We start from the raw sequence: 24688 nt of genomic DNA on the forward strand, positions 1-24688 counted from the left end.
GAATCCCTCAGCGGAGGCAGTCTGGATTGCTTCGTCGCATCAGCGCAAAATTGCAAAGCAATTTTGTCGCGAGCTCCTCGCAATGACGGTGGAGAGAGCGGCGGTCGTCTACCCCGCCCTCGCCGTCACGATCCAGATCGCGCCCTGCAGCGCCACGTTCTGCCCCTTCACGAACGGCGCGAGCGTCTCGCGGATCGACGCCTTGGCCGCAGCGACCGTCTCCGGCGAATGGCCCTGCAGCGCACGGCTGGCGGGGCCGATCTGCAAGGAGCCGTCGACGGCAGCGTCGAGCCCGCCGCCGATGGCGATGTCCATCGGCAGATTATGCGGCTCCATCGCCACGTCGACGAAGCCCGCGCCCTTCAGAATGCGCATCACGCGCTCCTCGGAAGCAAACGCGAACGGGCCCGGCTCCTCCGGCCCGACCGGCGGCATCTTCGGCACGTGCTTGTAGACCGCCATCAGCGGCGCCATCATCCACGGATTTTCCTTCGGCTCGCGCCAGCAGACGAACGCAAGTCGTCCCGTCGGCTTCAGCGCGCGGCGAAGATTGGTGAAGGACGCAATCGGATCGGCAAAGAACATCACGCCGAAGCGTGAGGCGAGCAGATCGAAGCTCGCCGGCTCAAAGGGATACACCGTCGCATCCGCCAGCACGAAATCGACCGGCAGCCCCTTTGGCGCAAACGCTCTCGCCTGCGACAGCATCGGCTCGGACACATCGAGGCCGAGGGCGAAGCCATCGGGCGCAACAGCCTTCGCGAAAGCAAAGGTGGTCGCACCCGAGCCGCAGCCGACGTCGAGAACGCGCTCGCCCGGCCTGGGCCTGGCGCGGTCGATCAGGACCTCCGCGATCGGCCCGAGGATGGTCTCCTGTGCCGCATGCCGATCGGCCCAGCGCTGCCCGCTGGGCCCGTTCCAATAGGCGATCTGGTCGGCGTTTTTCTCGTGTCCGGTGGGCGATTCCATCAGTCCCTCTATTCTTCATTCATGTAAGACCGGCCGCTCCCCGCAATCGCGTGGGGTTACGCGCATCGGCAAGCCGCTCTCCGGCCTTAGCGTAATTTTCTGCAAGGGCCAAACTTTGGCATCCGGCGAGAGCATGATGTCGAAGCGCTGCATGAGTGCGGCAAGCGCGATCGTCGCCTCCTGCAACGCGAACGAGGCGCCGATGCAGATGCGCGGGCCGATGCCGAAGGGCAGATATGCAAACCGTCCGATCGTGCCGCGGCGCGCCGGCATGAAGCGCGCTGGATCGAACGCATTGGGTTGCTCCCACAGCAGGAGATGCCGGTGCAACACATAGGGCGCAATGACGATCAGCGAACGAGGCTTCACCGCGACGCCACCCAGCATGTCGGCGTCCTTTGTCATCCGGCTCAATGCGGCGATCGGCGGATAAAGCCGCAGCGCCTCCTCGACCACCGCCCTGGTCACAACCAGCCGGTCGGTGAGGCCTTCCACGGGTCCAGCGAGTTCGCGCGCCGCCTCCTCCCGCACGCGGTAGCGCCAGTCGGGCGACTGCGACAGCAGGAAGATCGACCAACTCAGCGCGTTCGCGGTCGTCTCGTGACCTGCCGACAGGAAGGTGAGAATGTTGGAGCGCACCTCGGCAAGCGACAGTGATTGACCGGTCGAGGGATCGAGTGCACGCAACAGCGGCGTGAGGAGATCGGATGGCCCCTCCCCGGGCGGCAAGCCTGCAAGCACGCGCCGACGCGTATCGATGATGCGGTCGATGATGCCTTCGAAATAGTCCAGGGTCCGCCGCAGCCGGGCTCGTCCGGGGCGCGGCACTGATTGCGGCACACCGAGCAGGTCAAGCGCGCCAATCCGTCCGATCACCGCAAAATAGGCATTCATCGCACTGCGGAATGCGTCGTAATCGCCCGCGATGCCATCCGAGAAGATCGTGAGTGCGAGCACGTCAAGCGTGAGCAGCGCCATCTCGGCCGCGACGTCGAAGGCCGCCCCGGGGCCCCGGCTGCGCCAACGCGCCGTCAACCGGTCGACGGCTGTGAGGATCGCTTCCGTGAACGTCGCCACCGCGCGTCGGGCAAACAGCGGCGCGAGCATGCGCCGCTGCGTTTCCCAGCGCGCGTCCTCTACGCTCAACAGCCCATCCGCAAGACCGCTCGCCAGAATGCGGCGCTGAATTGGGTCCTTGCGGTAGTTATCGGCATTGTCGACCAGCACGTGCCTGATGGCAGCGGGATCGTGCACCAGAAAGGCGTCGGTAAAGGGCAGTCCTACCCTGGCGATGGGCTCGCGAAAGAACTCCGCACTCCAGCATTCCAGAGGATTGCGCTTCAGCGTCGCGAGCAGCCTGAACAGCCGCAACCGCGCCTCCGGCGGCTGCGGCGCCGGCGGACAATAGTTCTGCGCAATATCACCATCGATACGCAGCATCGAACGGCGCAATAAGGGTTGGGAACAATATCGAATAAGGCCGGAGTGTCGCCGGAGTTCCCGGCAACGTCCAGCCTCATCGCGGAAATCAGCGCGTAGTCGCGGAGGAAGGACGGTTTCGGAGGAAACCGCTCGGCCGAATAAGGCCGCGCTGGCCGGTCTGTTCACCACAGCCCCCCCTTGCTCCAACACCCGCCGGAGGGCTAAAGAGGCGCCGAGGGGCGGTTAGCTCAGCTGGTTAGAGCATCTCGTTTACACCGAGAGGGTCCGCGGTTCGAATCCGTGACCGCCCACCAGCCTTCGCCCGCTTCGCGGGCTACGGCTAGGCAAGCCAGCCAGGAACTTCATTGACGCGAAGCGAGTGAAGGTGCCGCGCCGAAGCCGTTAGGCGAAGGCGGGCTTTGGGCAACGAGCTTCGGCTGGGCAAACCCCTTAGTCCGCTGGCCGGCCCGGCAGCAACGGCACCGCGTCGATCCACACAGCCGCCGACTGGCACCAGATCTGCCTGACGGGGCGCAATTTATCGCGCTGGCGGATCGAGCCCCAGCGGATGCCCCAGTCGTCGGCCTGGTCACCTTCACCGTTGGTGAACAGCGGGGAACCGCACTCGCCGCAGAAGTGCTGGAAGCGCATTCGGCCGTTATCGCCACGCTTGCCATAGATCTTGGGCGAGCCGCCGGTGAGCTTGACGTCATCAGCGGTGCAGATGGCGGTCACCCGGAACGGCGATCCCGTGAGGGCCTGGCAGTCACGGCAATGACAGACCGAGACCGCCTCAGGATCGATCTCGGCCTCAAAAGTGATCTTGCCGCAATGGCATTGCCCATCGACCTGCATCACGATCGTCCCTTCTCCCAAAGCAAAAACGGCGCCCGGAGGCGCCGTTTTATCATCTTTTCGATCTGCGATCTCAGTGGGCGGTCAGGCCGCCGGCGGCCTCATCCCCGTCCGGCTTCACCGTCACCTTGGTGTCCTCTTCCCAGACGATCGGCACGGGCTTCTTCACCAGCGCCTTGGCGATGACGTCATCGAGACGGGAAACCGGGATGATCTCCATGCCACCCTTGATCGCATCGGAAATCTCCGTCAGATCCTTGGCGTTGTCCTCGGGGATGAGCACCGTCTTGATGCCGCCGCGGGCCGCAGCCAGCAGCTTCTCCTTCAGGCCGCCGATTGGCAGCACGCGGCCGCGCAGCGTGATCTCGCCGGTCATCGCGACATCGTGGCGGACCGGAATGCCGGTCATGACCGAGATGATCGCGGTGGCCATGGCCACGCCCGCCGACGGACCATCCTTCGGCGTCGCGCCCTCGGGCACGTGCACGTGGATGTCGCGCCGGTCGAACAGCGGCGGCTCGATGCCGTAGGTGATCGCGCGGGAGCGGACGTAGGACGCCGCCGCCGAGATCGATTCCTTCATGACGTCACGCAGATTGCCGGTGACCGTCATCTTGCCCTTGCCGGGCATCATGACGCCTTCGATGGTCAGCAGCTCGCCGCCGACATCGGTCCAGGCAAGGCCGGTGACGATGCCGACCTGCGGCTCGCTCTCGATCTCGCCGAAGCGGTACTTCGGCACGCCGAGCAGCTCTTCCAGAGTCTTCTCGGTGACCTTGACCGACTTCTTCTTGGAGATCATCAGCTCCTTCACCGCCTTGCGGGCGAGTGTGGAGAGCTCACGCTCCAGGTTACGCACGCCCGCTTCGCGGGTGTAGCGGCGGATCAACAGCAGCAGCGCGTCGTCGTCGATCGAGAATTCCTTGGAGTCCAGGCCATGCTTGGACACCGCGTTCGGGATCAGGTGCTTGCGCGCGATCTCGACCTTCTCGTTCTCGGTGTAACCCGCGATCCGGATGATCTCCATGCGGTCCATCAGCGGGCCGGGAATATTGAGCGTATTCGCGGTCGTGATGAACATGACGTTGGACAGATCGTAGTCGACCTCCAGATAGTGGTCGGCGAACGTCCCGTTCTGCTCGGGATCAAGGACCTCGAGCAAGGCCGAGGACGGATCGCCGCGGAAATCGGCGCCCATCTTGTCGATCTCGTCCAGCAGGAACAGCGGATTGGACGACTTCGCCTTCCGCATCGATTGGATGATCTTGCCGGGCATCGAGCCGATATAGGTGCGGCGGTGACCGCGGATCTCGGCTTCGTCGCGCACGCCGCCGAGTGACACGCGCACGAACTCGCGGCCGGTCGCCTTCGCGATCGACTTGCCGAGCGAGGTCTTGCCGACGCCGGGAGGTCCGACGAGGCAAAGGATCGGGCCCGTCAGCTTGTTGGCGCGCGACTGCACCGCGAGATACTCGACGATACGTTCCTTGACCTTCTCAAGACCATAGTGATCGGAGTCCAGGATGGCCTGCGCCTGCTCCAGGTCCTTCTTCACCTTGGACTTCTTGTTCCACGGGATCGACAGCAGCCAATCCAGATAGTTGCGCACGACGGTCGCTTCCGCGGACATCGGCGACATCTGGCGCAGCTTCTTCAATTCATGCTGCGCCTTGTCGCGCGCTTCCTTGGAGAGCTTGGTCTTGGCGATCTTCTCTTCGAGATCGGCGAGCTCGTCGCGACCGTCGTCGTCGCCGAGCTCCTTCTGGATCGCCTTCATCTGCTCGTTGAGATAATACTCGCGCTGGGTCTTCTCCATCTGGCGCTTGACGCGCGAGCGGATGCGCTTCTCGACCTGCAGCACCGAGATCTCGCTCTCCATCAGGCCCAGCACCTTCTCCAGGCGCGTGGTGACGGACAGCGTCTCGAGGATGCCCTGCCGATCCGCGATCTTGACCGCGAGATGCGAAGCAACGGTGTCGGCGAGCTTGGCGAAATCGGTGATCGCCTGCACGACGCCGACGACCTCGGCCGAGATCTTCTTGTTGAGCTTCACATAGCTCTCGAAGTCGGACACGACGGAGCGCGCCAACGCTTCCGCCTCGACCGACTTCGCATCGGTGTCGGCGAGCGCAACGGCGGTGGCTTCATAATAGTCGGCGCGATCGGTGTATTTTGACACGCGTGCGCGCTCGAGCCCTTCGACCAGCACCTTCACGGTGCCATCGGGGAGCTTCAGGAGCTGCAGCACGCTGGCAAGCGTACCGGTCTCGTAAATGGCATCGGGCGCCGGATCATCGTCGGACGCGTTCTTCTGCGTCGCGAGCATGATCAGCGCATCGTTCTTCATCACCTCTTCGAGCGCGCGGATCGACTTCTCGCGACCGACGAAGAGCGGAACGATCATGTGCGGGAAGACGACGATATCGCGCAGCGGCAACACGGGATAAGCGTGCGTCTCGCCATGGACGATGGTTGGCCTGGGTTTTGGATTAGTCATGGCCTTTTCCTTTTGCTTTGCCCCCTCGCACGCAGCCCGCATTCGGTGCGCAACCGCCACAAGGTGCCGAGGTGATCCACAAAACCGGTCTACCCTTCATAGGTTGGACCGGGCTTGCCGGATCGAAACAGAGGCGAATCTTGAACAGAATTCTCGCTCGCCGCCGACATTAGGTGGCTATCGACCGGGGGGGTGTCAAGTCATTGAAAAAACACGCGCCATCAGGCGCTTACGCACGTGGGTAAGCGACGCAATTCCGGCTGCGGAATACATGTCCGCAGCCGCTGCTGTGAAAGACGACGGGAAGCGTTCCAGCGCCGGGAAATCAGGCGCTGGCGTTCTCGACCGCGCGATCGGTCCGATCGGCGTAGATGTAGAGCGGACGCGCCGTGCCTTCCACAACTTCGCGGGAAATCACGACTTCTTCCACACCTTCCAGGCCCGGCAGGTCGAACATGGTCTCGAGCAGGATCGCTTCGAGGATCGAACGCAGACCACGCGCGCCGGTCTTGCGCTCGATCGCCTTGCGGGCAACCGCGCCAAGCGCCTCGTCGGCGAAGGTCAGCTCGATGTTCTCCATCTCGAACAGCCGCTGGTACTGCTTCACCAGCGCGTTCTTCGGCTCGGTGAGGATCTTCTTCAGCGAGGTCTCGTCCAGATCCTCGAGCGTCGCCACGACGGGCAGACGACCGACGAATTCGGGGATGAGACCGTACTTCAAGAGATCCTCAGGCTCGACGTGACGGAAGATCTCGCCGGTACGGCGGTCTTCCGGCGCCATCACCTGGGCGGCGAAACCGATCGAGGTGGACCGACCGCGCGCCGAGATGATCTTCTCGAGGCCGGCGAATGCACCGCCGCAGATGAACAGGATGTTGGTGGTATCCACCTGCAGGAATTCCTGCTGGGGATGCTTGCGGCCGCCCTGCGGCGGGACCGAAGCCACCGTGCCTTCCATGATCTTCAGCAGCGCCTGCTGCACGCCCTCACCCGACACGTCGCGCGTGATCGAGGGATTGTCGGACTTGCGGCTGATCTTGTCGATTTCGTCGATGTAGACGATGCCGCGCTGGGCGCGCTCGACATTGTAGTCGGCGGCCTGAAGCAGCTTCAGGATGATGTTCTCGACGTCCTCACCGACATAGCCGGCTTCGGTCAGCGTGGTCGCATCCGCCATCGTGAACGGCACGTCCAGGATGCGGGCAAGCGTCTGCGCGAGCAGCGTCTTGCCCGAGCCGGTCGGACCAATCAGCAGGATGTTCGACTTCGCGAGCTCGACGTCGTTGTGCTTGGTCTGATGGTTGAGGCGCTTGTAGTGGTTGTGCACCGCGACCGACAGGACCTTCTTCGCATGGCTCTGACCGATGACGTAATCGTCCAGGACCTTGCAGATTTCCTTCGGCGTCGGAATGCCGTCGCGCGACTTGACCAGCGAGGACTTGTTCTCCTCGCGGATGATGTCCATGCAGAGCTCGACGCACTCGTCGCAGATGAAGACCGTGGGACCCGCGATCAGTTTGCGGACTTCGTGCTGGCTCTTGCCGCAGAACGAGCAATATAGCGTGTTCTTGGAGTCGCTCGTGCCGACCTTACTCATTCATGTCTCCGTCCGCGGTTCGATCCGTCCGCTCGATCGTCCCATCCCGAAACGTTGGCGGGTAAGGGACTCAAATAGAGCAAATTCCGTACCAAAAAAGACCCTACGCGTTACATCCCGTGCGAATCACGGTCACTCGATTCTCCGCGATCATAGCCGATCAATCGTAGCCAACCATGCTGTCACCCGACTATCAAGAATTCGCTAATCGGGGGTCGTCGGCTACCCGTTACAATACCGTGATTTCAGGTCTTGGCACGGGTGAAGTGACCGAAATCACCCCGACGTTGCTGGATTACCACGAAAAACGAGCACGAAAGCGGAACTTTCTGCTTGCCGCAGGGCGCAAAAATGGGCTTTTTGCGCCCTCGCGAACGCGTTCCCGACGTGAACGTCGTTCCGGCAATCTCCGCTCATTTCGGGGATCGCCGTCGCAGTCCCGGTAGTGCTACGGGGTCTTCGCAGGCGCGGCCTCTTCGGCGCGCTTGTCGATGACCCTGTCGACCAGACCGAACTCCTTGGCGTCGTTCGCGGTCAGGAACTTGTCGCGTTCCAGCGCGTCTTCGATCGACTTGTAGGTCTGGCCGGTGTGCTTCACGTAGATCTCGTTGAGCCGCTTCTTCAGGTTCAGGATTTCCTGCGCGTGCAACATGATGTCGGTGGCCTGGCCCTGGAAGCCGCCGGAGGGCTGATGCACCATGATGCGCGCGTTCGGCAGCGAGAAGCGCATGTCCTTCGCGCCGGCGGCGAGCAGCAGCGAGCCCATCGAAGCAGCCTGGCCGGTGCACAGCGTCGAGACCGGCGGGCGGATGAACTGCATGGTGTCGTAGATCGCAAGACCCGACGTCACCACGCCACCCGGCGAGTTGATGTACATCGAGATTTCCTTCTTCGGATTTTCCGCTTCGAGGAACAGCAGCTGCGCGACGACCAGCGTCGACATGCCGTCCTCGACCGGACCGGTCAGGAAAATGATGCGCTCTTTCAACAGGCGCGAGAAAATGTCGTAGGCGCGCTCGCCACGGTTGGTTTGCTCGACCACCATGGGCACGAGGTTCATGTAAGTTTCAACCGGATCGCGCATGAGTCACCTAGGGTTTTAGAGGCGGACATCGCCAGTCTTGGCTGCCAGTCGGACTGGATGTGCCGGAAGGCCGATGGACGTCCCGTGATGCAGGAAGTTGGTAGAGGTAGAACGCGTAGGTACCGACAGATATAGCCCAATTCGCGCCAGACAAGTGCGGAGCGAATTAAGGCTTAATCCATCGGGCCCTTTGCGGCACTTGAAGCTGATTCTCGCAAAAAGGCCCAGCCGGCCATCTGGCTAGCTGGGCCCGTTCGCTGATCATCCTTAATAGAAGACTGCGTCAAAGCCTTCAGGCTGCAGTCTTTTCCTCGTCGTCCTTGTACAGGTCCTCGCGCGAGACCTTCTTCTCGGTCACGTTGGCAAGCTCGAGGATGAAGTCGACGACCTTGTCCTCATAGATCGGTGCACGAAGCTGGGCCAATGCCTGGGCATTGTTGCGATAGAAGTCCCAGACTTCCTTCTCGCGGCCCGGCATCTGGCGCGCACGCTCGATCACGGCGCGGCCGACCTCGTCGTCGGTCACGGTGATCTTGTTCTTCTCGCCGATCTCCGAGAGCACGAGACCGAGGCGCACACGGCGGTCGGCGATCTTGCGGTACTCCTCCTTGGCCTTGTCCTCGGTGGTATCCTCGTCGGCAAAGGTCTTACCGGCGGAGTCCATCTCGGCCTTGACCGAGTTCCACATCAGATTGAACTCCTCGTCGACGAGCGAGGGCGGCGCCTCGAAGCGATGCGCCTCGTCGAGGCGGTCGAGCAGCGCACGCTTGACGCGCTGGCGCGTCGCACCGGCGAACTCGGCAGCCAGACGCTCGCGCGCAGCTTCCTTGAGCTTGTCGAGCGATTCCAGGCCGAGCGTCTTGGCGAACTCGTCGTCGATCGTGATGTCCTGCGGCGCTTCGATCAGCGTCGCAGTGGTCTCGAACTCGGCCGGCTGGCCCGCGAGCTTCTCGCTCATGTAGTTCTTGGGGAACGACACTTTCAGCGTGCGCGTCTCGTTCGCGCCGATGCCGATCAGCTGCTCCTCGAAGCCCGGAATGAAGGTGTTGGAACCGATCGCGACCTGAATGCCCTCACCGGTACCGCCCTCGAAGGCTTCGCCGTTGATGGTGCCCTTGAAGTTGATGGTGACGCGGTCGCCGGAAGCGGCCTTCTCGCCCTCGGCCTTGGCGGCATAGCCGCGGTTGGTGTCGGCGATGCGCTTGATCGCCTCGTCGACGTCCGAATCGGAGACGTCGGCGACGGGCTTCTCGACCTGGAAGGACTTGAAGTCGGCAAGCGCAATGGCGGGCACAACTTCGATCGCAACCGTATAGGTCAGATCGGTCTTGCCGCTCAGCAGCTCTTCGACCTCGGCCTGCTCGGTCGGCATCGTGATCTTAGGCTCGGTCGCGAGCTTGAAACCGCGTTCGGAAAACAGCTGGGTGTTGGTGTCGCGGATGGTCTGGTCGATGGTCTCGGCCATCACCGAGCGGCCATAGACCTTCTTGAGGTGAGTGACCGGCACCTTGCCGGGACGGAAGCCGTTGAGGCGCACCTTGTCCTTGAGGTCAACGAGCTTGGCGCCGGCCTTGGCGTCGAGATCAGACGCGGGAACGCTGATCTTGAACTCGTGCTTCAAACCTTCCGAGAGGGTTTCTGTGACCTGCATGGCGTCCAATCTTCTTCTCGTTCGGTCCCGGCAACGCTACCCGCGTCGGGACGCTGTCATTAATCGATCCAGCGCGAGGCAAACGCCTCAACGCCGGTGGTTCATCGAGCCCGGCCCCAGACGGAATAACTTCCGCACGGGAGCCAAGGCCCCTCAGTAATCCGTGCAAACGCGATAAGCGCTTGGTGCGGGCGGAGGGACTCGAACCCCCACAACTTTCGTCACTGGAACCTAAATCCAGCGCGTCTACCAGTTCCGCCACGCCCGCGTGAAGTTGCATCAAGACCGGCCGCGATGCCGCGGGCGGCCGGGCTTATAGCATGTGCCCGACTGTTCGCAGCAAAAAAATGGCCTGATGGAGGCAGCCTTCAAGTAGGCACGATGGCTGGACTTATCCAGCGCCGCGTGGTCCGGATCGCAGCATGAGACAGCGGATTTTTGCCCCTGATCGGCGTCAGGTTCTGGCCGGGCTGGGAGCCTCCCTCGGAGCCCCGGCGGCCGGGTTCGTGGCCGGCGCCGCAGCCCCGCTCCCGACGGCCCAAGTCCTCCTTCAGGCCAAGCCCGCATCCCTGGACCTGAGGCCTGGCCAACGCGCTACGCCGATCTGGGAACTTGCCGCCGCAAGTCACACCAAGGGCGTCCATCTCAGGCGCGGCGACCTCTGCGAAGTGGTGTTTCGAAACGACCTGCCTGTGCCACTTGCGCCAGCCTGGTACGGTTTGAACGGCGCAGCCGTGGCCGACCCCCAACGGGGACGCGCGCCCACAGCCCCAGGAGCCACGGAAACATCAACGATTTCAATATCAAGCGCGGGAACCCTGCTGACTGACTTCCGGCTATTCGAAGACCAACTGAAGCAGCCCGCGCGGCCGCTTCCGATCATTGCCGAGGAGACAGGGCCCGTCTCCGTCGATCGCGACGAGGTCCTGCTGATTGAGGAATGGCGCCTGCGGCCGGATGGCACTGCGGTCCCGCCGGGCCAGGATCCCAAAGACAGCACGCCGCTCTATACGATCAACGGGCAGACTTCATTCGAACTCTCAGCCTTGGGCAACCAGCGGCTGCGGCTGCGCTTTATCAATGGCTCGCAACGTTCTGTTCTGGCGATCAAATTGGAGGGCCACGAAGTCCAAGTCATGGCATTGGACGGCCAGCCCGCCGAACCGTTCCCGGCGCGCAACGGCGCTCTGGTGCTGGCCCCAGGTGCGCGCGCCGACGCTTTTGTGGATACAGCCAGATCGGCCCAGTTCCTGCTGCACGATGGCAAGGAGGCGCGCCGGATTGGGGCCCTCATGGTCACCGGCTGGTTCGAGCGGCGTGCGCCTCTCCTGCCACCGCGACCGCTGCCGTCGAACGATCTGCCCGAAAAGCTCGACCTCAAAGGGGCCCTGCGGCTGGATGTCGCGCTTGGTGTGCCCGACACCGGATGGGCGCGGACGGCAGACTTCTCTACGGCCTCTGACCCCGCCTTCCGCACCAAGGCCAGCCGCACCGTCGTGCTGGCCTTGAAGAACCCTGCCCCCGTCGCCACCGTCTTCTCTTTGCATGGCCATCATTTCCGCCTGCTCGACAAGCTCGACGACGGCTGGAAGCCCTACTGGCTCGACACGCTCGCCATCGAGCCCGGCCAGACCGAACGCATCGCCTTTGCCGCGACATCGCCAGGGCGATGGCTAATCGAATCCGTCGTGACCGACTGGGCCGCACCGCGGCTGGTGCGCTGGTACGGAGTGGAGTGAGCTATCGGCCCTAGCGCGACCAGACATACCGAGCGTCGGGCTCCCTCTCCTCGTTCCGCGCCCCGTCGGTCTGCTCGGCCAGAGTGAACCCACGCGCCTCGTAGAAGCGCCGCGCCGGTGCGTTGCGCTGGAAGGTCCAGAGCTCGAGCCGCTTGTTCGCGGCCTTGGCGCTGTTGAGAAGTTCGGTGCCGATGCCGCGGCCATGCGCGGCGGGATGGACATAGAGCTGTTCGATCCAACCGTCGCGAAAGGCGATAATGCCGCAGAGCTGATCGCCGTCGAAACGTCCCCACACGCGGCAGGCCGGGAAAACCAGCTCGCGATAAAACCAGCGGTCTTCATCCGGCGTGTGCAGCCCGACGAGCCACGGCATTGCATGATCAAACGCGATCCGATGGACTTGCGCCGCCGCAGCCATATCGGTGAGCGCGAGCTGTCTCAGCATCAATACTCGATCCCGAGTGCGCTATAGATGCGCCGATGCACCGCAGGCAGTGTCTCGGTGAGATCTTCGGCGATCAGCCCCGGCCCTGCTTCGCTAGCAGCCTCGCCGTGCATCCAGACGCCGATGCTGGCGGCCTCGAACGCCGGTACGCCCTGCGCGAGGAGCCCTGCAATGATGCCCGAGAGCACGTCGCCGGCGCCGGCGGTGGCGAGCCAGGGCGGCGCATTGGCGGCGATGGTGGCGCGGCCGTCGGGCGCGGCGATCGTGGTGTCAGGGCCCTTCAATAGCACGACAGCGCCGCAGCGTTCGGCCGCGGCACGCACGCGCTCGAGCTTCGAGCGACCCGGAGTCTTGTTGCTGAGATCGGAGAACAGCCGCGGAAACTCGCCCTCGTGCGGCGTCAGCACCACGCCTGTGTCCTGCGACGACTTGATCGATTCAAACAGCCGCTCGGGTTTTGCGGCAAAGCTCGTCAGTGCATCGGCGTCGAGCACCAGATGGCGTTGCGCGGTGAGCGCGGTGTGGACCATGTCGCGGGTGCGCTCACCAACGCCCGCGCCGGGCCCGATCATGCAGGTGTTGTACCTGATGTCCCCAAGCAGCTCGCCGAACTCGATCGCGGTGTCCACGGGGCGAACCATCACTGATGTCAGCGCGCTTGCGTTGATCGCAAGCGCATCGCGCGGGGTCGCCAGCGTCACGAGACCCGCGCCGGCGCGCAAGCTCCCGCGGGCAGCAAGCCGTGCAGCGCCGGTCGCCGCAGCGTCGCCCGATACCGCCAGCACATGGCCGCGGGCATATTTGTGGCCGTCGATACGCGGCACCGGGAAAGCGGCGCCCCAGAAGTCCGGATCGTTCTCAAAAATCGTCGGCGCGATCTCGTCGAGCACCTGTGCGTCGATGCCGATATCGGCGACGCGCACGCGGCCGCAATGCATGCGGCCGGGCAACAGGAGATGTGCGGGCTTCTTGCGAAAGAAGGTGACGGTCTCGGTGGCATTCACCGCCATGCCCATCACCGCCGCGCTGGTGCCGTTGATACCGCTCGGCAGGTCGACCGCAAGCACCGGGGCACCGTTGGCGTTGATCGCCTCGATCATCGCGCGCGCCTCGCCATCGACGGAGCGGCTGAGGCCCGCGCCGAACAGTGCATCGATGATCAGCGCGGGCTTTCCGATCGCCTGCGGATTGAACGGGAGCACCGGATGCTTCCAGCCGCGCGCAGCCGAGGCTGCATCGCCCTGGAGCTGGTCGCGCTCGCACATCAGGATGACCGAGACCTCGCGGCCCTGTGCAGCGAGCTCGGCAGCTGCGACAAAACCGTCGCCGCCATTGTTGCCGGGACCGGCGACGATCAGGATCGGCCCCTCCTCCACCAGCGCATTGGCGGCCTCCGCAACCACCTGGCCGGCGCTCAGCATCAGCTTGAAGCCCGGCGTGCCTGCCGCAATGCTGAGCTGGTCAGCCCGCTGCATCTCAGCGTTGGTCAGTACTTCCATGCCACTTCCCTGGTCCAAACGCCCTTTCAACAGGCACGTTCCGTGCCGATACACCCGGCGGAACATTCGATTGCACAGATATTGAACCGTTTGCCTATTTCGTAGTCTGCGGTATTTTGAGCCAATCGGCTCCACCTATCAGAGATGCTCGTTAAAAGGCTGATAACGCTCCAATATCCAGGGCATTTGCAACTTGGCATAGACCCTGCTTTCGAGGAAGCCGCTTCGGTTCGTCGTGCTCACTGGCATATTCTGGGTGTGGCCGGCCGTTGTTGCCAGGCTGGTCAGGTCCCGGCATGACGAGGACAAAATCGTGCGTGACACAAGCGCATCCTGACGAAGACGTTGCTATTTGATCGAAATGCCGGGAGGCGCGCAGTGAAGAAAATCGAAGCCATCATCAAGCCGTTCAAGCTCGACGAGGTGAAGGAAGCGCTCCAGGAAGTTGGTCTCCAGGGCATCACAGTGACCGAGGCGAAGGGTTTTGGTCGCCAGAAGGGCCACGCCGAGCTCTACCGCGGCGCAGAATACATCGTCGACTTCCTGCCCAAGGTGAAGATCGAGATCGTGATCGGCGACGACCTGGTCGAGCGTGCGATTGATGCGATCCGCCGCGCCGCACAGACCGGTCGCATCGGCGACGGCAAGATTTTCGTCTCCAATATCGAAGAGGCGATCCGCATCCGAACCGGCGAATCCGGGCTGGACGCTATCTGAGCCGGGTGCTATCCCGAATTTTGCGACACTCTGAAAGAAAAAAGGCTGCTTCGGCGGCCTGATTTCGTTTGTGCGGTTGCGCCAAACTCGCCGAAAGCGAGAACGAATCTGCTCATCTGGAAACCGACCCGCAGAGCCAAAAGGGGTATGCATGAAGACCGCCAAAGACGTCCTGAAATCGATCAAGGACAACGACGTCAAATACGTCGACCTGCGCTTCACCGATCCGCGCGGCAAGTGGCAGCACGTGACGTTCGACGTCAGCATGATCGACGAGGACATTTTCGCCGAAGGAACCATGTTCGACGGCTCCTCGATCGCCGGCTGGAAGGCGATCAACGAGTCAGACATGTGCCTGATGCCAGATCCGGTGACCGCGACGATCGATCCGTTCTTCGCCGAAACCACCATGGTCATCACTTGCGACGTGCTCGAGCCGACCACCGGCGAGCCCTACAACCGCGACCCCCGCGGCATCGCCAAGAAGGCGGAGGCCATGGTCAAGTCGATGGGCGTGGGCGACAGCGTGTTCGTCGGCCCCGAAGCCGAGTTCTTCGTGTTCGACGACGTGCGCTATTCGTCCGATCCCTACAAGACTGGCTTCCGTCTCGATTCCTCGGAGCTGCCGATCAACTCCGACACCGAATATGAAGGCGGCAATCTCGGCCACCGCGTCCGCACCAAGAGCGGCTACTTCCCCGTGCCCCCGCAGGACTCGGTGCAGGACATGCGCTCGGAGATGCTCGGCGCCATGGCCAAGATGGGCGTCAAGGTCGAGAAGCATCACCACGAGGTCGCTTCGGCCCAGCACGAGCTCGGCATGAAGTTCGACACGCTGACGCTGATGGCCGACCATTTGCAGATCTACAAATACTGCATCCACCAGGTCGCGCACATCTACGGCAAGACTGCCACCTTCATGCCAAAGCCGGTCTATGGCGACAACGGCTCGGGCATGCACGTGCACCAGTCGATCTGGAAGGACGGCAAGCCGGTGTTCGCCGGCAACAAGTACGCCGACCTGTCGGAGACCTGCCTCCACTATATCGGCGGCATCATCAAGCACGCCAAGGCGATCAACGCCTTCACCAACCCGTCGACCAACTCGTACAAGCGTCTGGTCCCGGGCTATGAGGCCCCCGTGCTGCTCGCCTACTCCGCGCGCAACCGCTCGGCCTCCTGCCGCATCCCCTACACCGCTTCGCCGAAGGCCAAGCGTGTCGAGGTGCGCTTCCCCGATCCGCTCGCCAATCCCTATCTCGGCTTCGCCGCGATGCTGATGGCTGGCCTCGACGGCATCAAGAACAAGATCGATCCGGGTCCGGCGATGGACAAGGACCTCTACGATCTGCCGAAGGAAGAGCTGAAGCAGATCCCGACCGTCTGCGGTTCGCTGCGCGAGGCGCTGGAGAACCTCGACAAGGACCGCGGCTTCCTCAAGAACGGCGGCGTGTTCGACGACGACTTCATCGACGCTTACATCGAGCTGAAGATGACCGAAGTCGCCCGCTTCGAGATGACCCCGCATCCGGTCGAGTTCGAGATGTACTATTCGGGCTAAGCGGCTCGATATCACGACACGCGAAAGGCGCCCCATCGGGCGCCTTTTGTTTTGAGCGATCGACTCAACTTTCGTTCTGCATCTGACTCCACTTCGTTCTCAAAGAACGAATCGGAATCGCGAAAATCGGCACGAACCAATCCTTGCTGATTGGTTTATTCGACCCGAGAGATTCGCTACGCACCATCGTGCCGTCGATCCACACTCACGTCGTGTCACGCCGCGACGTAAAATAATCGAGCAATCCCGTCGGCAGCGGAAACACGATGGTCGACGACCGCTCGCCGGCGATGTCGTGCAGCGCCGCGAAGTAGCGCAGCTGCATCGCCTGCGGCTCCTGCGCGAGAATGCGGCCGGCCTCGACCAGCTTTTCGGCGGCCTGCTGTTCGCCCATCGCATTGATTACCTTGGCGCGCCGCAACCGTTCCGCTTCGGCCTGCTTGGCGATCGCGCGCACCATGGTCTCGTTGATATCGATGTCCTTGATCTCGATTCCGGTCACCTTGATGCCCCAGACGTCGGTCTGCTTGTCGAGGATTTCCTGGATGTCGGCGTTCAACCTGTCGCGTTCGGCGAGCATCTCGTCGAGCTCGTGCTTGCCAAGCACCGAGCGCAACGTGGTCTGGGCAAGCTGACTGGTCGCGGCCATGTAGTCGCCGACCTTGATTATGGCGCGCTCGGGATCAACGATGCGGAAGTAAAGGACGGCGTTGACCTTGACCGAGACGTTGTCGCGCGAAATCACGTCCTGGGGCGGCACGACCTGCACCATCACCCTGAGGTCGACCTTGACGAGCTGCTGCGCGACCGGAATGAGGATGACGAGGCCCGGCCCTTTCACCCCGGTGAAGCGGCCGAGCGTGAAGATGACGCCGCGCTCATATTCCCTGAGGATGCGAACGGCCTGGGTGAGAAACAGGATGACGATCAGCGCAAGCGCTGCATAAAGCGAATATTCGAACATCAGACTTGACCTCCCTCGCCGTTCGGCCGCCGAACCACCAGGGTCAAGTCGACGATGTTGGCGACCTCGACCCTCTCTCCGGGCTTGAAGCTATCGGCGCCGCGCGCTTGCCAGCGTTCGCCATGCGTGAAGACGTGCCCCTCGGTCTCGTTCCAGTCGAGCACCTCGGCGATCAGGCCAAGCATGGCTTGCGCGCCGACCCGTGGCGCACCGCGGCGGGCACGCCTGAGCGCGCCGAGCACGACCAGAACAAACCCGGCGAAGATCGCCGCGACAATGGCGATGACCGACCACGACAGCCGGTAGCTGGGCGATTCGACCCGCACCAGCATGATGGCGCCCAGCACAAAGGCGACGACGCCTCCAAGGCCGATCACGACGGTCGGATTGAAGGCCTCGATGGCAAGCAGCGCGATGCCGACCAGCATCAGGCCGAGCCCGGCATAATTGATCGGCAGCATATTGAGGGCATAGAGGCCAAGCAGCAGGCAGATCGTTCCGACCACGCCCGGAGCAACCGTCCCGGGCGACATGAACTCGAAGACGAGGCCGTAGATTCCGACCATCAGGAGGATGAACGCGACGTTGGGATCGGTGATGACCGCAAGGAATCGGGAGATCCGGCCGGGATCGACGGCTTCGATGATGGCATCCTGCGTTGCCAGCCGCTGCGTCGTGCCGCCGCCGAGCTCGACCACGCGACCGTCGATCTGCCTGAGCAGGTCGACCTCGTCGCGCGCGACGAGGTCGATCGCGTGCGCCTGCAACGCGCCGTTGGCGGACAGCGTCGCGGCTTCGCGGACCGCCTTCTCCGCCCAATCAGCATTGCGGCCGCGCAGTTCGGCGAGGCTGCGGATGAAGGCGACGGCATCGTTCGTTACCTTTGCCGTCATCGCATCCTTCGGCTCGTCCTTCTTGTCCTTGCTGTCCTTGTCAGGCGTGCCGCTCGGCAAGCCCGGAAGCGATCCGCCAATCTGCACCGGCGTCGCGGCACCGATATTGGTGCCCGGCGCCATCGCCGCGATATGAGTCGCATAGAGAATATAGGTCCCGGCGCTTGCCGCATGGGCGCCGGCCGGTGCGACATAGCCGGCGACAGGAACGGTCGAGCCGAGCACATCCGCGATGATCTCGCGCATGCTGGAGTTCAGGCCGCCGGGGGTATTCATGCGAAGAATGACGATCTCGGCGCGTCGCTCGCCTGCCTTGGCCAGCGCCTCCTTCACATAGCTCGCCGACGCCGGCCCGATGGCGCCGTCGATCGTGACGGTGAGTGCAAGACGGCGCTGATCCTCCGCTGAGCCGGGACGGAGACAGGCAAGACAAGCGACGATGCCGATTGTCGCAACGAGGGCCGCCTTCATGATCTGCACGGCAAGGGCTCCCTTGGCGAAGATATGGTGGCCGTCAGGCAAACCTCAATCCGGAGGTCTGTCGCTCGCGATTGCGATTGTGCGATGCAATGGGCGGGGACGTACGGCGGCGCTCGTGGAAATCAGTCGCGAGAACGCGAAGGCATGGCTATATTTTTTCGTTCTGCATCTGACTCCATTTCGTTCGCAAAGAACGAATCGGAATCGCGGAAATCAGCGCGAACCAATTCTTTCCGCTTGGTTTATTCGCGCGATGTAATCCAGAACTCCGTCGCGGCAAGACTCTGGATTGCTTCCACCTTCGCCGAGGCTTCGGCGGACAAGTCGCTGCGTTCGTAATGACGGCCGGGCGAGAGTATGCCGTACGGACTCTGGCACGCGAGTTACGCCGCCGCCTTCTGCTTCGCCACCATTGCTTCGCCGAAAGCCTCGAACAGCTTTCGGTTGATCGGATTGCGCTGCGGATCGTATTCGGCGTGCCATTGCACGCCGAGCGCGAAGGTTGGCGCTTCCGCAATGCGGATCGCCTCGATGGTGCCGTCCTCGGCGACGCCCTCGATCAGCACGCGCCTGCCGGGATCGAGGATGCCCTGCCCGTGCAGCGAATTGACCCGGATTTTCTCGCAGCCGAGAATTTTGGCGAACGCGCCACCCGGCGTGAGGTCGACGTCGTGACGGTCGGCGAACACCACGGTCGGGTCGGGATGGATCTCGCCATTCTCGAGCCGGGGCATGCGGTGGTTCATGCGGCCGGGGATCTCGCGGATCTCGGGATGCAGCGAGCCCCCGAAGGCGACGTTCATCTCCTGCAGGCCACGGCAAATGCCGAACAGCGGAATGCCGCGCGAGACGCAGGCGACCGAAAGCGCCAGCGCGACCTCGTCGCGATGGATATCATAAGGCTCGTGCTTCTCGCAGGGGTCGACATTGAAGCGGGTCGGATGCACGTTGGCGCGGGCCCCCGTCAGCACGATGCCGTCGACGGTATCGAGCAGAGCGGCGATATCGGTGATGTCGGGCGCACCCGCGAACATCACCGGCAGGCCGCCGGAAACCTCGGCCACGGCGCGCAAATTGCGCTCGCCGACCATCTGAACCTGAAATCGATTTTCGACGCGATGGGCGTTCCCGATCACGCCGACGACCGGCTTTCTCATCTCCCGTTCCGACCTCCCCGTAAGAAGATTCTCCAAACATGCCCCTCGGATGGAACAAATTCAACAGAGCGGATCGCGGGACGGCAATGCTATTTTTGCGCAAATGGGCCCTGGGCGCCCTCTCAGAGCCGCGGCATTGGTCGCAAGGCGCCCGGGCGCTTCGATCCGGCGCACCGGCCCCGGCTTGATCGCCGGTCTGATTTCACGAAAGAGTGCCCGTGCCCGCCCCGAAAGGACATGATGTGAGCGTCTCCAGAGATGAACAGTCAAAAACCGGCTCCGATCTGACGCGGGGCATGGCTTGGGCCGTTGCCGTCGGCGGCATCGCCGTCGTCCTGTTCTCCGCGGCACTCGTCTTCACCTGGTACTTTGCCACCACCCTGCTCCTGATCTTCACCGGCATGCTGCTCGGCGTCGGCCTCAACGCGCTGACCAATGCGCTCGGGCGCCGCGTGCACCTGCCGCATGCGGTGCGGCTTGCGATTGTTTGTTTCGTCCTTGCGGCATTGTTTGCGGGTGTCGCCTATCTCGGCGGCGCGACCATTGCCGAGCAGGCCTCGGTGCTCAGCAACACCATCAAGTCGCAGATCTCGCATGTCAGGTCGTTCCTGGAGAACCACGGCATCGACACCAGCGTCTTCGATCTCGGCAATGCAAGCTCCGCCGCCCCCTCGACCTCGGCCGATACGCCGTCGGCCCCTCCGCCGAACTCGAACACACGTGCCCCATTGCCGGGCGCAGGCGCACTAGCCTCCAACGGCGGGGCGATCGTGAGCCAGACCTTCAAGCTGCTGTTCGGCGCGATCAGCGCCGTCGGCAATATTTTTATCGTGCTTTTCCTGGGGCTCGCCTTCGCAGCCCAACCAGGCGTCTACCACGACGGGCTGCTGTTCCTCGCACCGGCCAAGCATCGCCTCCGCGCGACGCTGATCATTGACCGGATCGGCGAGACGCTGGAGCGCTGGCTGATCGCGCAGATCATCGTCATGCTTGCGGTCGGCGTCGTGACCTGGATCGGGCTTGCCATCATCGGCATACCCGGCTCGTTCATCCTGGGAATCCAGGCCGGCCTGCTCGCCTTCATCCCGACCGTCGGCGCCATCATCGCCGGCGTTGTCGTGGTGCTGGCGAGCCTCGCCTCGGGCTGGATTCCGGCACTATCGGCGCTGATTCTGTTCCTCGGCGTGCATACGATGGAGAGCTACGTGCTGACGCCGCTGCTCCAGCGCCAGGCGCTGGACATCCCGCCGGCCACGCTGTTCGCGTTCCAGATCCTGCTCGGCGTTGTCTTCGGAATCTGGGGCCTGGCCCTGGCGCTGCCACTTGTCGCCATCGCCAAGGTCATGATCGATCATTTCAAGACGTACGAGGCGCCGCCCCCGGCCGAGGCGGCGTAGAGCATGATCCGGAAAAGTGTGTAGCGGTTCTCCGAAAGATCTGCTCCCGAAATAAAGCCGGCTCAAGTCGTCAGCACGGTCTCGGTGTGCTCGACTTCCGGAGGCGAGGCAAAATACTGGCCGACGAGGCCGCGCCATTCGGTGAAATTCTCGGAACCACGAAAATCGACGGTGTGGTTCTCGAGCGTCGCCCATTTCACCATCAGTCGATAGCGCTGCGGCTTCTCGATCGACTTGTGCAATTCGAAACCGTGAAACCCCTTGGAACGGCCGAAGGCGGCTTTGGCCTTGGCGACGGCGGCCTCAAAGTCCTTCTCGCTACCCGGCTTGACGTCGATTTGCGCGATCTCGGTGATCATCGGTTTCCACCCCATTGTCTGGTGGCCGTGTCTAGCGCAGACGGACGCAAAGAAAAAGGCGCCGAAACGGCGCCCTGCCCGACCGAAAATGCGGCGCTGTCAGCCGAACAGCAGCGCGGTGCCGGCGACGACAAGCGCGCAACCTAGAAACAACGCGATCGGCCAATAACTACGGCCCTGGGTATAGCGCCCCTGGGCGCGGCGCTCGGCAATCAGCGCCGTCTCGTATTCGTCCGCTGTCGAGAACAGACACGCGAAACCACCGCGTGCCGAACTTGCGGCGGCTTCGAGCGACATCAGGGCAGCTTGCGGGTTCTGTCGACGGATCGATTCCATGACCGCAATGGTGGAACCGAATGGTAAACAGAGAATTACCGCGAGCCGTGTTCGTCTCAGGCCGTGGCCGGCTGTGTCTTGGACGGTCCCTTGGGAACGCCGATCCGCGCGGCGCTCTGGCGGCGCCAGTTCTCCAGCGACAGCGGCAGTTCCTCAGCCGCCTCGACGCGGTTACGACCACCGCGCTTGGCCTGGTAGAGCGCCGTGTCGGCGGACGCCAGCAACACCTCGAGCTCGGTGCCGGCAGGCCCGCCCGCCACGCCGATGCTGACGGTGGTGTCGACAGGCCCCTCCTCGACCACGACGCCTGATGTCTGGAACGCCTCGCGCACGCGTTCGGCGACCAGCGCGCCTTCTTCAAGCGCGCACGGAAGCAGCGCGGCGAACTCCTCGCCGCCGATGCGGCCCGACAGGTCCGAGATGCGCAGATTGTTGACGACGATGGTCGAGAACAGTTTCAGCATCTCGTCGCCGGCGGGATGGCCGAAGCGGTCGTTGATCGACTTGAAATGGTCGATGTCGAAGATCATCACCGTGACAGGGCGGCCGCCCTTGGCCTCGCGCTCGATCATGCGCGCGCAGGCTTCCGAGAAGCCGCGGCGGTTGAGCATGCCGGTCAAGGGATCCGTCGACGCAGCGGTGCGATGCGCGGTGACGGTGCGCTCGGACACCAGCATGAAGATCACGAACACGGTGCCGACGGCATAGAGGATGAGCTCGACCGCGAACACGGTGACCCAGACGCTGGTAGAGAAACCGGCGTCATGCGGGCGCAGGAAGCTGCCGAGCAGGATCGGCAGCATCAGCACGCAGCCGTGCATCACCGGCACGACGAAAGCCGGCCAGCGCCGTTGCAGGCTCTTGCGCCGTTCGACCCAGAGCTCGCTTGCGGTCAGGGCCGCATAGATCGAGACGATGCCGGCGCCGATGATCATGCGCAGCATCGAGGCCGTGGGATCGAGCAACGTCGCGGCCGCGACCCACGCGAGTGCGCCGAATACCAGACCCGGCCAGTTCGGCTTGCGGCCGTGGAAGACGCGCGCCGCGTTCCACACCATGCCGCAAGCGACGAAGCCGACCGCGTTCAAGGCGAGATAGAGATACGGGCCGAGCTTGTCGCCGGTCGCGGTCCACAGCGCGACAGAGGACGCGCCGAGCAGATAGGCGGTGCCCCACCATTTCAGCGCGGGGCTGTTCTCCTGCTTGCCGAAAAACACCATCATGGCGCCGAGCAATGCGGCGACCATCGTGGCGACCAAATAGAGCGTGATGCTATCGAGCGACATCATGTCGGCCCCCTTCTAAACATAGCAGTTACGCGATCGGCCCAGCCGACTTGCGCGCCCTTCCAGATGCGACGCTAGGTCCGGCGAGTTCCATTCAGGTTTTCACGCGGGCCCAAGTTTTCGGGAAACACGCGCTCAATTTGCGTACAAACGAACAACAAAAAAGGCGCTGAAATCAGCGCCTTTTTGCTTCTCATTGAAGCCGCTTTCGCGGCGAATGTGACCGAAGCGATTAACGCTTCGAGAACTGGAAGGACCGGCGGGCCTTGGCCTTGCCGTACTTCTTGCGCTCGACCACGCGGGAGTCGCGGGTGAGGAAGCCGCCCTTCTTGAGCACGGTGCGCAGCTCCGGCTCAAAATAGGTGAGCGCCTTGGAGATGCCGTGACGGACCGCGCCGGCCTGGCCGGACAGACCGCCGCCGGCGACGGTGCAGATCACGTCGTACTGGCCCGAACGCTGGGCCACCGAGAACGGCTGCTCGATCATCATGCGCAGCACGGGACGAGCGAAATAGACCTCGACCTCGCGCGAATTGACGGTGACCTTGCCGGCGCCCGGCTTGATCCAAACGCGGGCAACCGCGTCCTTGCGCTTGCCGGTGGCGTAGGCGCGGTTGAACTTGTCGACCTTCTTCTCGTGCTTGGGCGCATCGGGCGCCACGGCTGCGGTCTTGAGCTGCGAGAGCTGGTCGAGCGACTGAATGGATTCGGCCATGATTATGCGGCCCTCGTGTTCTTGCGGTTCAACTTGGCGATGTCCAGCTTCTCGGGCGTCTGGGCCTCGTGCGGATGATCGGCACCACCGTAGACACGGAGGTTGCCCATCTGGACGCGACCGAGCGGACCACGCGGGATCATGCGCTCGACGGCCTTCTCGAGCACGCGCTCGGGATGCTTGCCTTCAAGGATCTGGCGCGCGGTGCGCTCCTTGACGTGGCCGACATAGCCGGTGTGCTTGTAGTAGGTCTTCTGCTCGCGCTTGCGACCGGTGAGGACCGCATGCTGGGCGTTGATGATGATGACGTTGTCGCCGCAATCAACGTGCGGGGTGTAGGTCGGAAGGTGTTTGCCGCGCAGACGCATGGCAACGATGGTGGCGAGACGGCCGACGACCAGACCCTTGGCGTCGATCAGCACCCACTTCTTGGTCACCTCGGCCGGCTTTGCCGAAAAGGTTTTCATGTCAGAGTTTTCCGTGGACGGGGAATAGCGGCGCGAACACCGCACCGGACTGCGCGGGTTTCTAGAGAAGAGACACGCAACGGTCAATGCCCAGTGGCGGAAATTATATAAGTCAAATCAGCGACTTATAAATATGGTGCTATATTACCTGTAAAAAGCTCAAGCATTTGGAATGGAATAGGTCGATGTGACATGGGCGATCGGATCGGGCGAGGTCCCGGACAACAGCTTGACCTCCCCGACCGCCAGCCGCTTGCCGAGCTTGAGCAGCCGGGCCTCCGCCAGCACATCCTGCCCGGGCTGGCCCTTGCGCAGGAAATTGATGTTGAGATTGGTGGTCACCGCGAGCCCGATCGGTCCGATCGCGGAGAGCAGCACCACGTACATGGCGAAATCGGCGAGCGCCATCAGCGTCGGGCCGGATACGGTTCCACCCGGCCGCAGCATCTTCTCACCGTAACGCTGGCGCAAAAGGCAGGTCTGGCCGTCCGCGCTCTCGATCGTGATGTCGTCGCCGCTGAAGGCCTGGGGAAATTCGTCGCGGAGAAACTGCTCGAGCTCCGCCACGCTCATTTTCGCTGCCGCCATGCCGTTCCCC

The 24688-nt window shown here is 63.2% G+C and carries 22 protein-coding genes and 2 tRNA genes; 5 read left to right on the forward strand and 19 right to left on the reverse strand.

Features of this window, described 5'->3' with window-relative positions; genetic code table 11:
• Positions 1-108: 108 nt before the first annotated feature.
• Both XI06_RS26000 and XI06_RS26005 read right to left on the reverse strand, forming a co-directional pair.
• Positions 109-969 carry a class I SAM-dependent methyltransferase gene (locus XI06_RS26000; protein WP_271606866.1) on the reverse strand — a complete coding sequence of 287 codons (861 nt, stop codon included), beginning with the start codon at positions 967-969 and terminating at the stop codon, positions 109-111.
• A 15-nt stretch (positions 970-984) separates the two neighbouring features.
• On the reverse strand, positions 985-2409 hold the full coding sequence (locus XI06_RS26005) for a cytochrome P450 (protein ID WP_271606867.1): 1425 nt from the start codon (positions 2407-2409) through the stop codon (positions 985-987).
• 219 nt (positions 2410-2628) lie between these two features.
• On the opposite strand from XI06_RS26005, the gene XI06_RS26010 reads away from it, so the two are divergent.
• Positions 2629-2705, forward strand: a tRNA-Val gene (locus XI06_RS26010).
• A 136-nt stretch (positions 2706-2841) separates the two neighbouring features.
• Here the strand turns inward: XI06_RS26010 and XI06_RS26015 are convergent.
• The 6 genes from XI06_RS26015 to XI06_RS26040 all read right to left on the reverse strand — a co-directional run bounded on the left by XI06_RS26015 (position 2842) and on the right by XI06_RS26040 (position 10343).
• Entirely contained in the window at positions 2842-3246 is a 405-nt protein-coding gene (locus XI06_RS26015) for a GFA family protein (RefSeq protein ID WP_237862562.1), read from the reverse strand.
• Positions 3247-3319: 73 nt separating this feature from the next.
• Positions 3320-5743 (reverse strand): endopeptidase La, encoded by a 2424-nt coding sequence (gene lon, locus XI06_RS26020; protein ID WP_237861846.1) that lies wholly within the window; start codon positions 5741-5743, stop codon positions 3320-3322.
• Positions 5744-6068: 325 nt separating this feature from the next.
• Positions 6069-7340: an ATP-dependent Clp protease ATP-binding subunit ClpX gene (gene clpX, locus XI06_RS26025; protein WP_018642420.1), complete on the reverse strand. Its 1272-nt coding sequence runs from the start codon at positions 7338-7340 to the stop codon at positions 6069-6071.
• A gap of 448 nt (positions 7341-7788) precedes the next feature.
• On the reverse strand, positions 7789-8424 hold the full coding sequence (locus XI06_RS26030; protein WP_237861844.1) for an ATP-dependent Clp protease proteolytic subunit: 636 nt from the start codon (positions 8422-8424) through the stop codon (positions 7789-7791).
• Positions 8425-8716: 292 nt separating this feature from the next.
• Positions 8717-10075 carry a trigger factor gene (tig, locus tag XI06_RS26035; protein ID WP_237861842.1) on the reverse strand — a complete coding sequence of 453 codons (1359 nt, stop codon included), beginning with the start codon at positions 10073-10075 and terminating at the stop codon, positions 8717-8719.
• Positions 10076-10258: 183 nt separating this feature from the next.
• Positions 10259-10343: transfer RNA gene (locus tag XI06_RS26040), tRNA-Leu, on the reverse strand.
• 154 nt (positions 10344-10497) lie between these two features.
• Here XI06_RS26040 and XI06_RS26045 point away from each other — a divergent pair.
• On the forward strand, positions 10498-11814 hold the full coding sequence (locus tag XI06_RS26045; RefSeq protein ID WP_237861840.1) for a multicopper oxidase domain-containing protein: 1317 nt from the start codon (positions 10498-10500) through the stop codon (positions 11812-11814).
• Positions 11815-11824: 10 nt separating this feature from the next.
• Here XI06_RS26045 and XI06_RS26050 read toward each other — a convergent pair whose 3' ends face one another.
• Positions 11825-12259 (reverse strand): GNAT family N-acetyltransferase, encoded by a 435-nt coding sequence (locus tag XI06_RS26050; RefSeq protein ID WP_237861838.1) that lies wholly within the window; start codon positions 12257-12259, stop codon positions 11825-11827.
• The gene (locus tag XI06_RS26055; protein ID WP_237861836.1) at positions 12259-13758 is read right to left on the reverse strand and encodes an NAD(P)H-hydrate dehydratase; all 1500 of its coding nucleotides are present in this window, start codon (positions 13756-13758) and stop codon (positions 12259-12261) included. The genes XI06_RS26050 and XI06_RS26055 overlap by 1 nt, the downstream gene beginning before the upstream one ends.
• A 378-nt stretch (positions 13759-14136) precedes the next feature.
• On the opposite strand from XI06_RS26055, the gene XI06_RS26060 reads away from it, so the two are divergent.
• A complete protein-coding gene (locus tag XI06_RS26060; protein ID WP_007603495.1) occupies positions 14137-14475 on the forward strand; it encodes a P-II family nitrogen regulator in 339 nt (112 codons plus the stop codon).
• Between the two features lie 151 nt (positions 14476-14626).
• The gene (gene glnA, locus XI06_RS26065) at positions 14627-16036 is read left to right on the forward strand and encodes a type I glutamate--ammonia ligase (protein WP_237861834.1); all 1410 of its coding nucleotides are present in this window, start codon (positions 14627-14629) and stop codon (positions 16034-16036) included.
• Between the two features lie 205 nt (positions 16037-16241).
• Here glnA and XI06_RS26070 read toward each other — a convergent pair whose 3' ends face one another.
• The 3 genes from XI06_RS26070 to XI06_RS26080 form a co-directional block, all read right to left on the reverse strand.
• A complete protein-coding gene (locus XI06_RS26070; RefSeq protein WP_377818674.1) occupies positions 16242-17000 on the reverse strand; it encodes a slipin family protein in 759 nt (252 codons plus the stop codon).
• Positions 17000-18373: an NfeD family protein gene (locus tag XI06_RS26075; protein WP_237862560.1), complete on the reverse strand. Its 1374-nt coding sequence runs from the start codon at positions 18371-18373 to the stop codon at positions 17000-17002. The genes XI06_RS26070 and XI06_RS26075 overlap by 1 nt, the downstream gene beginning before the upstream one ends.
• Positions 18374-18756: 383 nt before the next feature.
• Positions 18757-19530 (reverse strand): gamma-glutamyl-gamma-aminobutyrate hydrolase family protein, encoded by a 774-nt coding sequence (locus tag XI06_RS26080; RefSeq protein ID WP_237873869.1) that lies wholly within the window; start codon positions 19528-19530, stop codon positions 18757-18759.
• 296 nt (positions 19531-19826) lie between these two features.
• Here XI06_RS26080 and XI06_RS26085 point away from each other — a divergent pair, with 296 nt between their 5' ends.
• Positions 19827-20927 (forward strand): AI-2E family transporter, encoded by a 1101-nt coding sequence (locus XI06_RS26085; protein ID WP_249802191.1) that lies wholly within the window; start codon positions 19827-19829, stop codon positions 20925-20927.
• A 62-nt stretch (positions 20928-20989) separates the two neighbouring features.
• Here XI06_RS26085 and XI06_RS26090 read toward each other — a convergent pair whose 3' ends face one another.
• From XI06_RS26090 to XI06_RS26115, 6 genes are all read right to left on the reverse strand, one after another.
• A complete protein-coding gene (locus XI06_RS26090; RefSeq protein ID WP_035673823.1) occupies positions 20990-21286 on the reverse strand; it encodes an antibiotic biosynthesis monooxygenase family protein in 297 nt (98 codons plus the stop codon).
• A 99-nt stretch (positions 21287-21385) separates the two neighbouring features.
• Positions 21386-21622 carry a hypothetical protein gene (locus XI06_RS26095; RefSeq protein ID WP_237861829.1) on the reverse strand — a complete coding sequence of 79 codons (237 nt, stop codon included), beginning with the start codon at positions 21620-21622 and terminating at the stop codon, positions 21386-21388.
• Positions 21623-21678: 56 nt separating this feature from the next.
• Positions 21679-22911 carry a GGDEF domain-containing protein gene (locus tag XI06_RS26100; protein ID WP_271606868.1) on the reverse strand — a complete coding sequence of 411 codons (1233 nt, stop codon included), beginning with the start codon at positions 22909-22911 and terminating at the stop codon, positions 21679-21681.
• Positions 22912-23140: 229 nt separating this feature from the next.
• A complete protein-coding gene (gene rpsI / locus XI06_RS26105) occupies positions 23141-23623 on the reverse strand; it encodes a 30S ribosomal protein S9 (protein ID WP_271606869.1) in 483 nt (160 codons plus the stop codon).
• Between the two features lie 2 nt (positions 23624-23625).
• Positions 23626-24090 carry a 50S ribosomal protein L13 gene (gene rplM / locus XI06_RS26110; RefSeq protein ID WP_015685724.1) on the reverse strand — a complete coding sequence of 155 codons (465 nt, stop codon included), beginning with the start codon at positions 24088-24090 and terminating at the stop codon, positions 23626-23628.
• Positions 24091-24249: 159 nt separating this feature from the next.
• The gene (locus XI06_RS26115; protein ID WP_237861825.1) at positions 24250-24678 is read right to left on the reverse strand and encodes a PaaI family thioesterase; all 429 of its coding nucleotides are present in this window, start codon (positions 24676-24678) and stop codon (positions 24250-24252) included.
• Between the last annotated feature and the right edge of the window lie 10 nt (positions 24679-24688).

Origin of the sequence: Bradyrhizobium sp. CCBAU 11434 (assembly GCF_028128895.1) — a bacterium.
In the GTDB taxonomy this organism is placed as follows: Bacteria; Pseudomonadota; Alphaproteobacteria; order Rhizobiales; family Xanthobacteraceae; genus Bradyrhizobium; species Bradyrhizobium zhengyangense.

Coding starts and splice junctions, on each gene's coding strand:
- XI06_RS26000 (WP_271606866.1), bottom strand. CDS start 969: ATGGAATCGCCCACCGGACACGAGAAAAACGCCGACCAGATCGCCTAT.
- XI06_RS26005 (WP_271606867.1), bottom strand. CDS start 2,409: ATGCTGCGTATCGATGGTGATATTGCGCAGAACTATTGTCCGCCGGCG.
- XI06_RS26015 (WP_237862562.1), bottom strand. CDS start 3,246: ATGCAGGTCGATGGGCAATGCCATTGCGGCAAGATCACTTTTGAGGCC.
- lon (WP_237861846.1), bottom strand. CDS start 5,743: ATGACTAATCCAAAACCCAGGCCAACCATCGTCCATGGCGAGACGCAC.
- clpX (WP_018642420.1), bottom strand. CDS start 7,340: ATGAGTAAGGTCGGCACGAGCGACTCCAAGAACACGCTATATTGCTCG.
- XI06_RS26030 (WP_237861844.1), bottom strand. CDS start 8,424: ATGCGCGATCCGGTTGAAACTTACATGAACCTCGTGCCCATGGTGGTC.
- tig (WP_237861842.1), bottom strand. CDS start 10,075: ATGCAGGTCACAGAAACCCTCTCGGAAGGTTTGAAGCACGAGTTCAAG.
- XI06_RS26045 (WP_237861840.1), top strand. CDS start 10,498: ATGAGACAGCGGATTTTTGCCCCTGATCGGCGTCAGGTTCTGGCCGGG.
- XI06_RS26050 (WP_237861838.1), bottom strand. CDS start 12,259: ATGCTGAGACAGCTCGCGCTCACCGATATGGCTGCGGCGGCGCAAGTC.
- XI06_RS26055 (WP_237861836.1), bottom strand. CDS start 13,758: ATGGAAGTACTGACCAACGCTGAGATGCAGCGGGCTGACCAGCTCAGC.
- glnA (WP_237861834.1), top strand. CDS start 14,627: ATGAAGACCGCCAAAGACGTCCTGAAATCGATCAAGGACAACGACGTC.
- XI06_RS26070 (WP_377818674.1), bottom strand. CDS start 17,000: ATGTTCGAATATTCGCTTTATGCAGCGCTTGCGCTGATCGTCATCCTG.
- XI06_RS26080 (WP_237873869.1), bottom strand. CDS start 19,530: ATGAGAAAGCCGGTCGTCGGCGTGATCGGGAACGCCCATCGCGTCGAA.
- XI06_RS26085 (WP_249802191.1), top strand. CDS start 19,827: ATGGCTTGGGCCGTTGCCGTCGGCGGCATCGCCGTCGTCCTGTTCTCC.
- XI06_RS26090 (WP_035673823.1), bottom strand. CDS start 21,286: ATGATCACCGAGATCGCGCAAATCGACGTCAAGCCGGGTAGCGAGAAG.
- XI06_RS26095 (WP_237861829.1), bottom strand. CDS start 21,622: ATGGAATCGATCCGTCGACAGAACCCGCAAGCTGCCCTGATGTCGCTC.
- XI06_RS26100 (WP_271606868.1), bottom strand. CDS start 22,911: ATGATGTCGCTCGATAGCATCACGCTCTATTTGGTCGCCACGATGGTC.
- rpsI (WP_271606869.1), bottom strand. CDS start 23,623: ATGGCCGAATCCATTCAGTCGCTCGACCAGCTCTCGCAGCTCAAGACC.
- rplM (WP_015685724.1), bottom strand. CDS start 24,090: ATGAAAACCTTTTCGGCAAAGCCGGCCGAGGTGACCAAGAAGTGGGTG.
- XI06_RS26115 (WP_237861825.1), bottom strand. CDS start 24,678: ATGGCGGCAGCGAAAATGAGCGTGGCGGAGCTCGAGCAGTTTCTCCGC.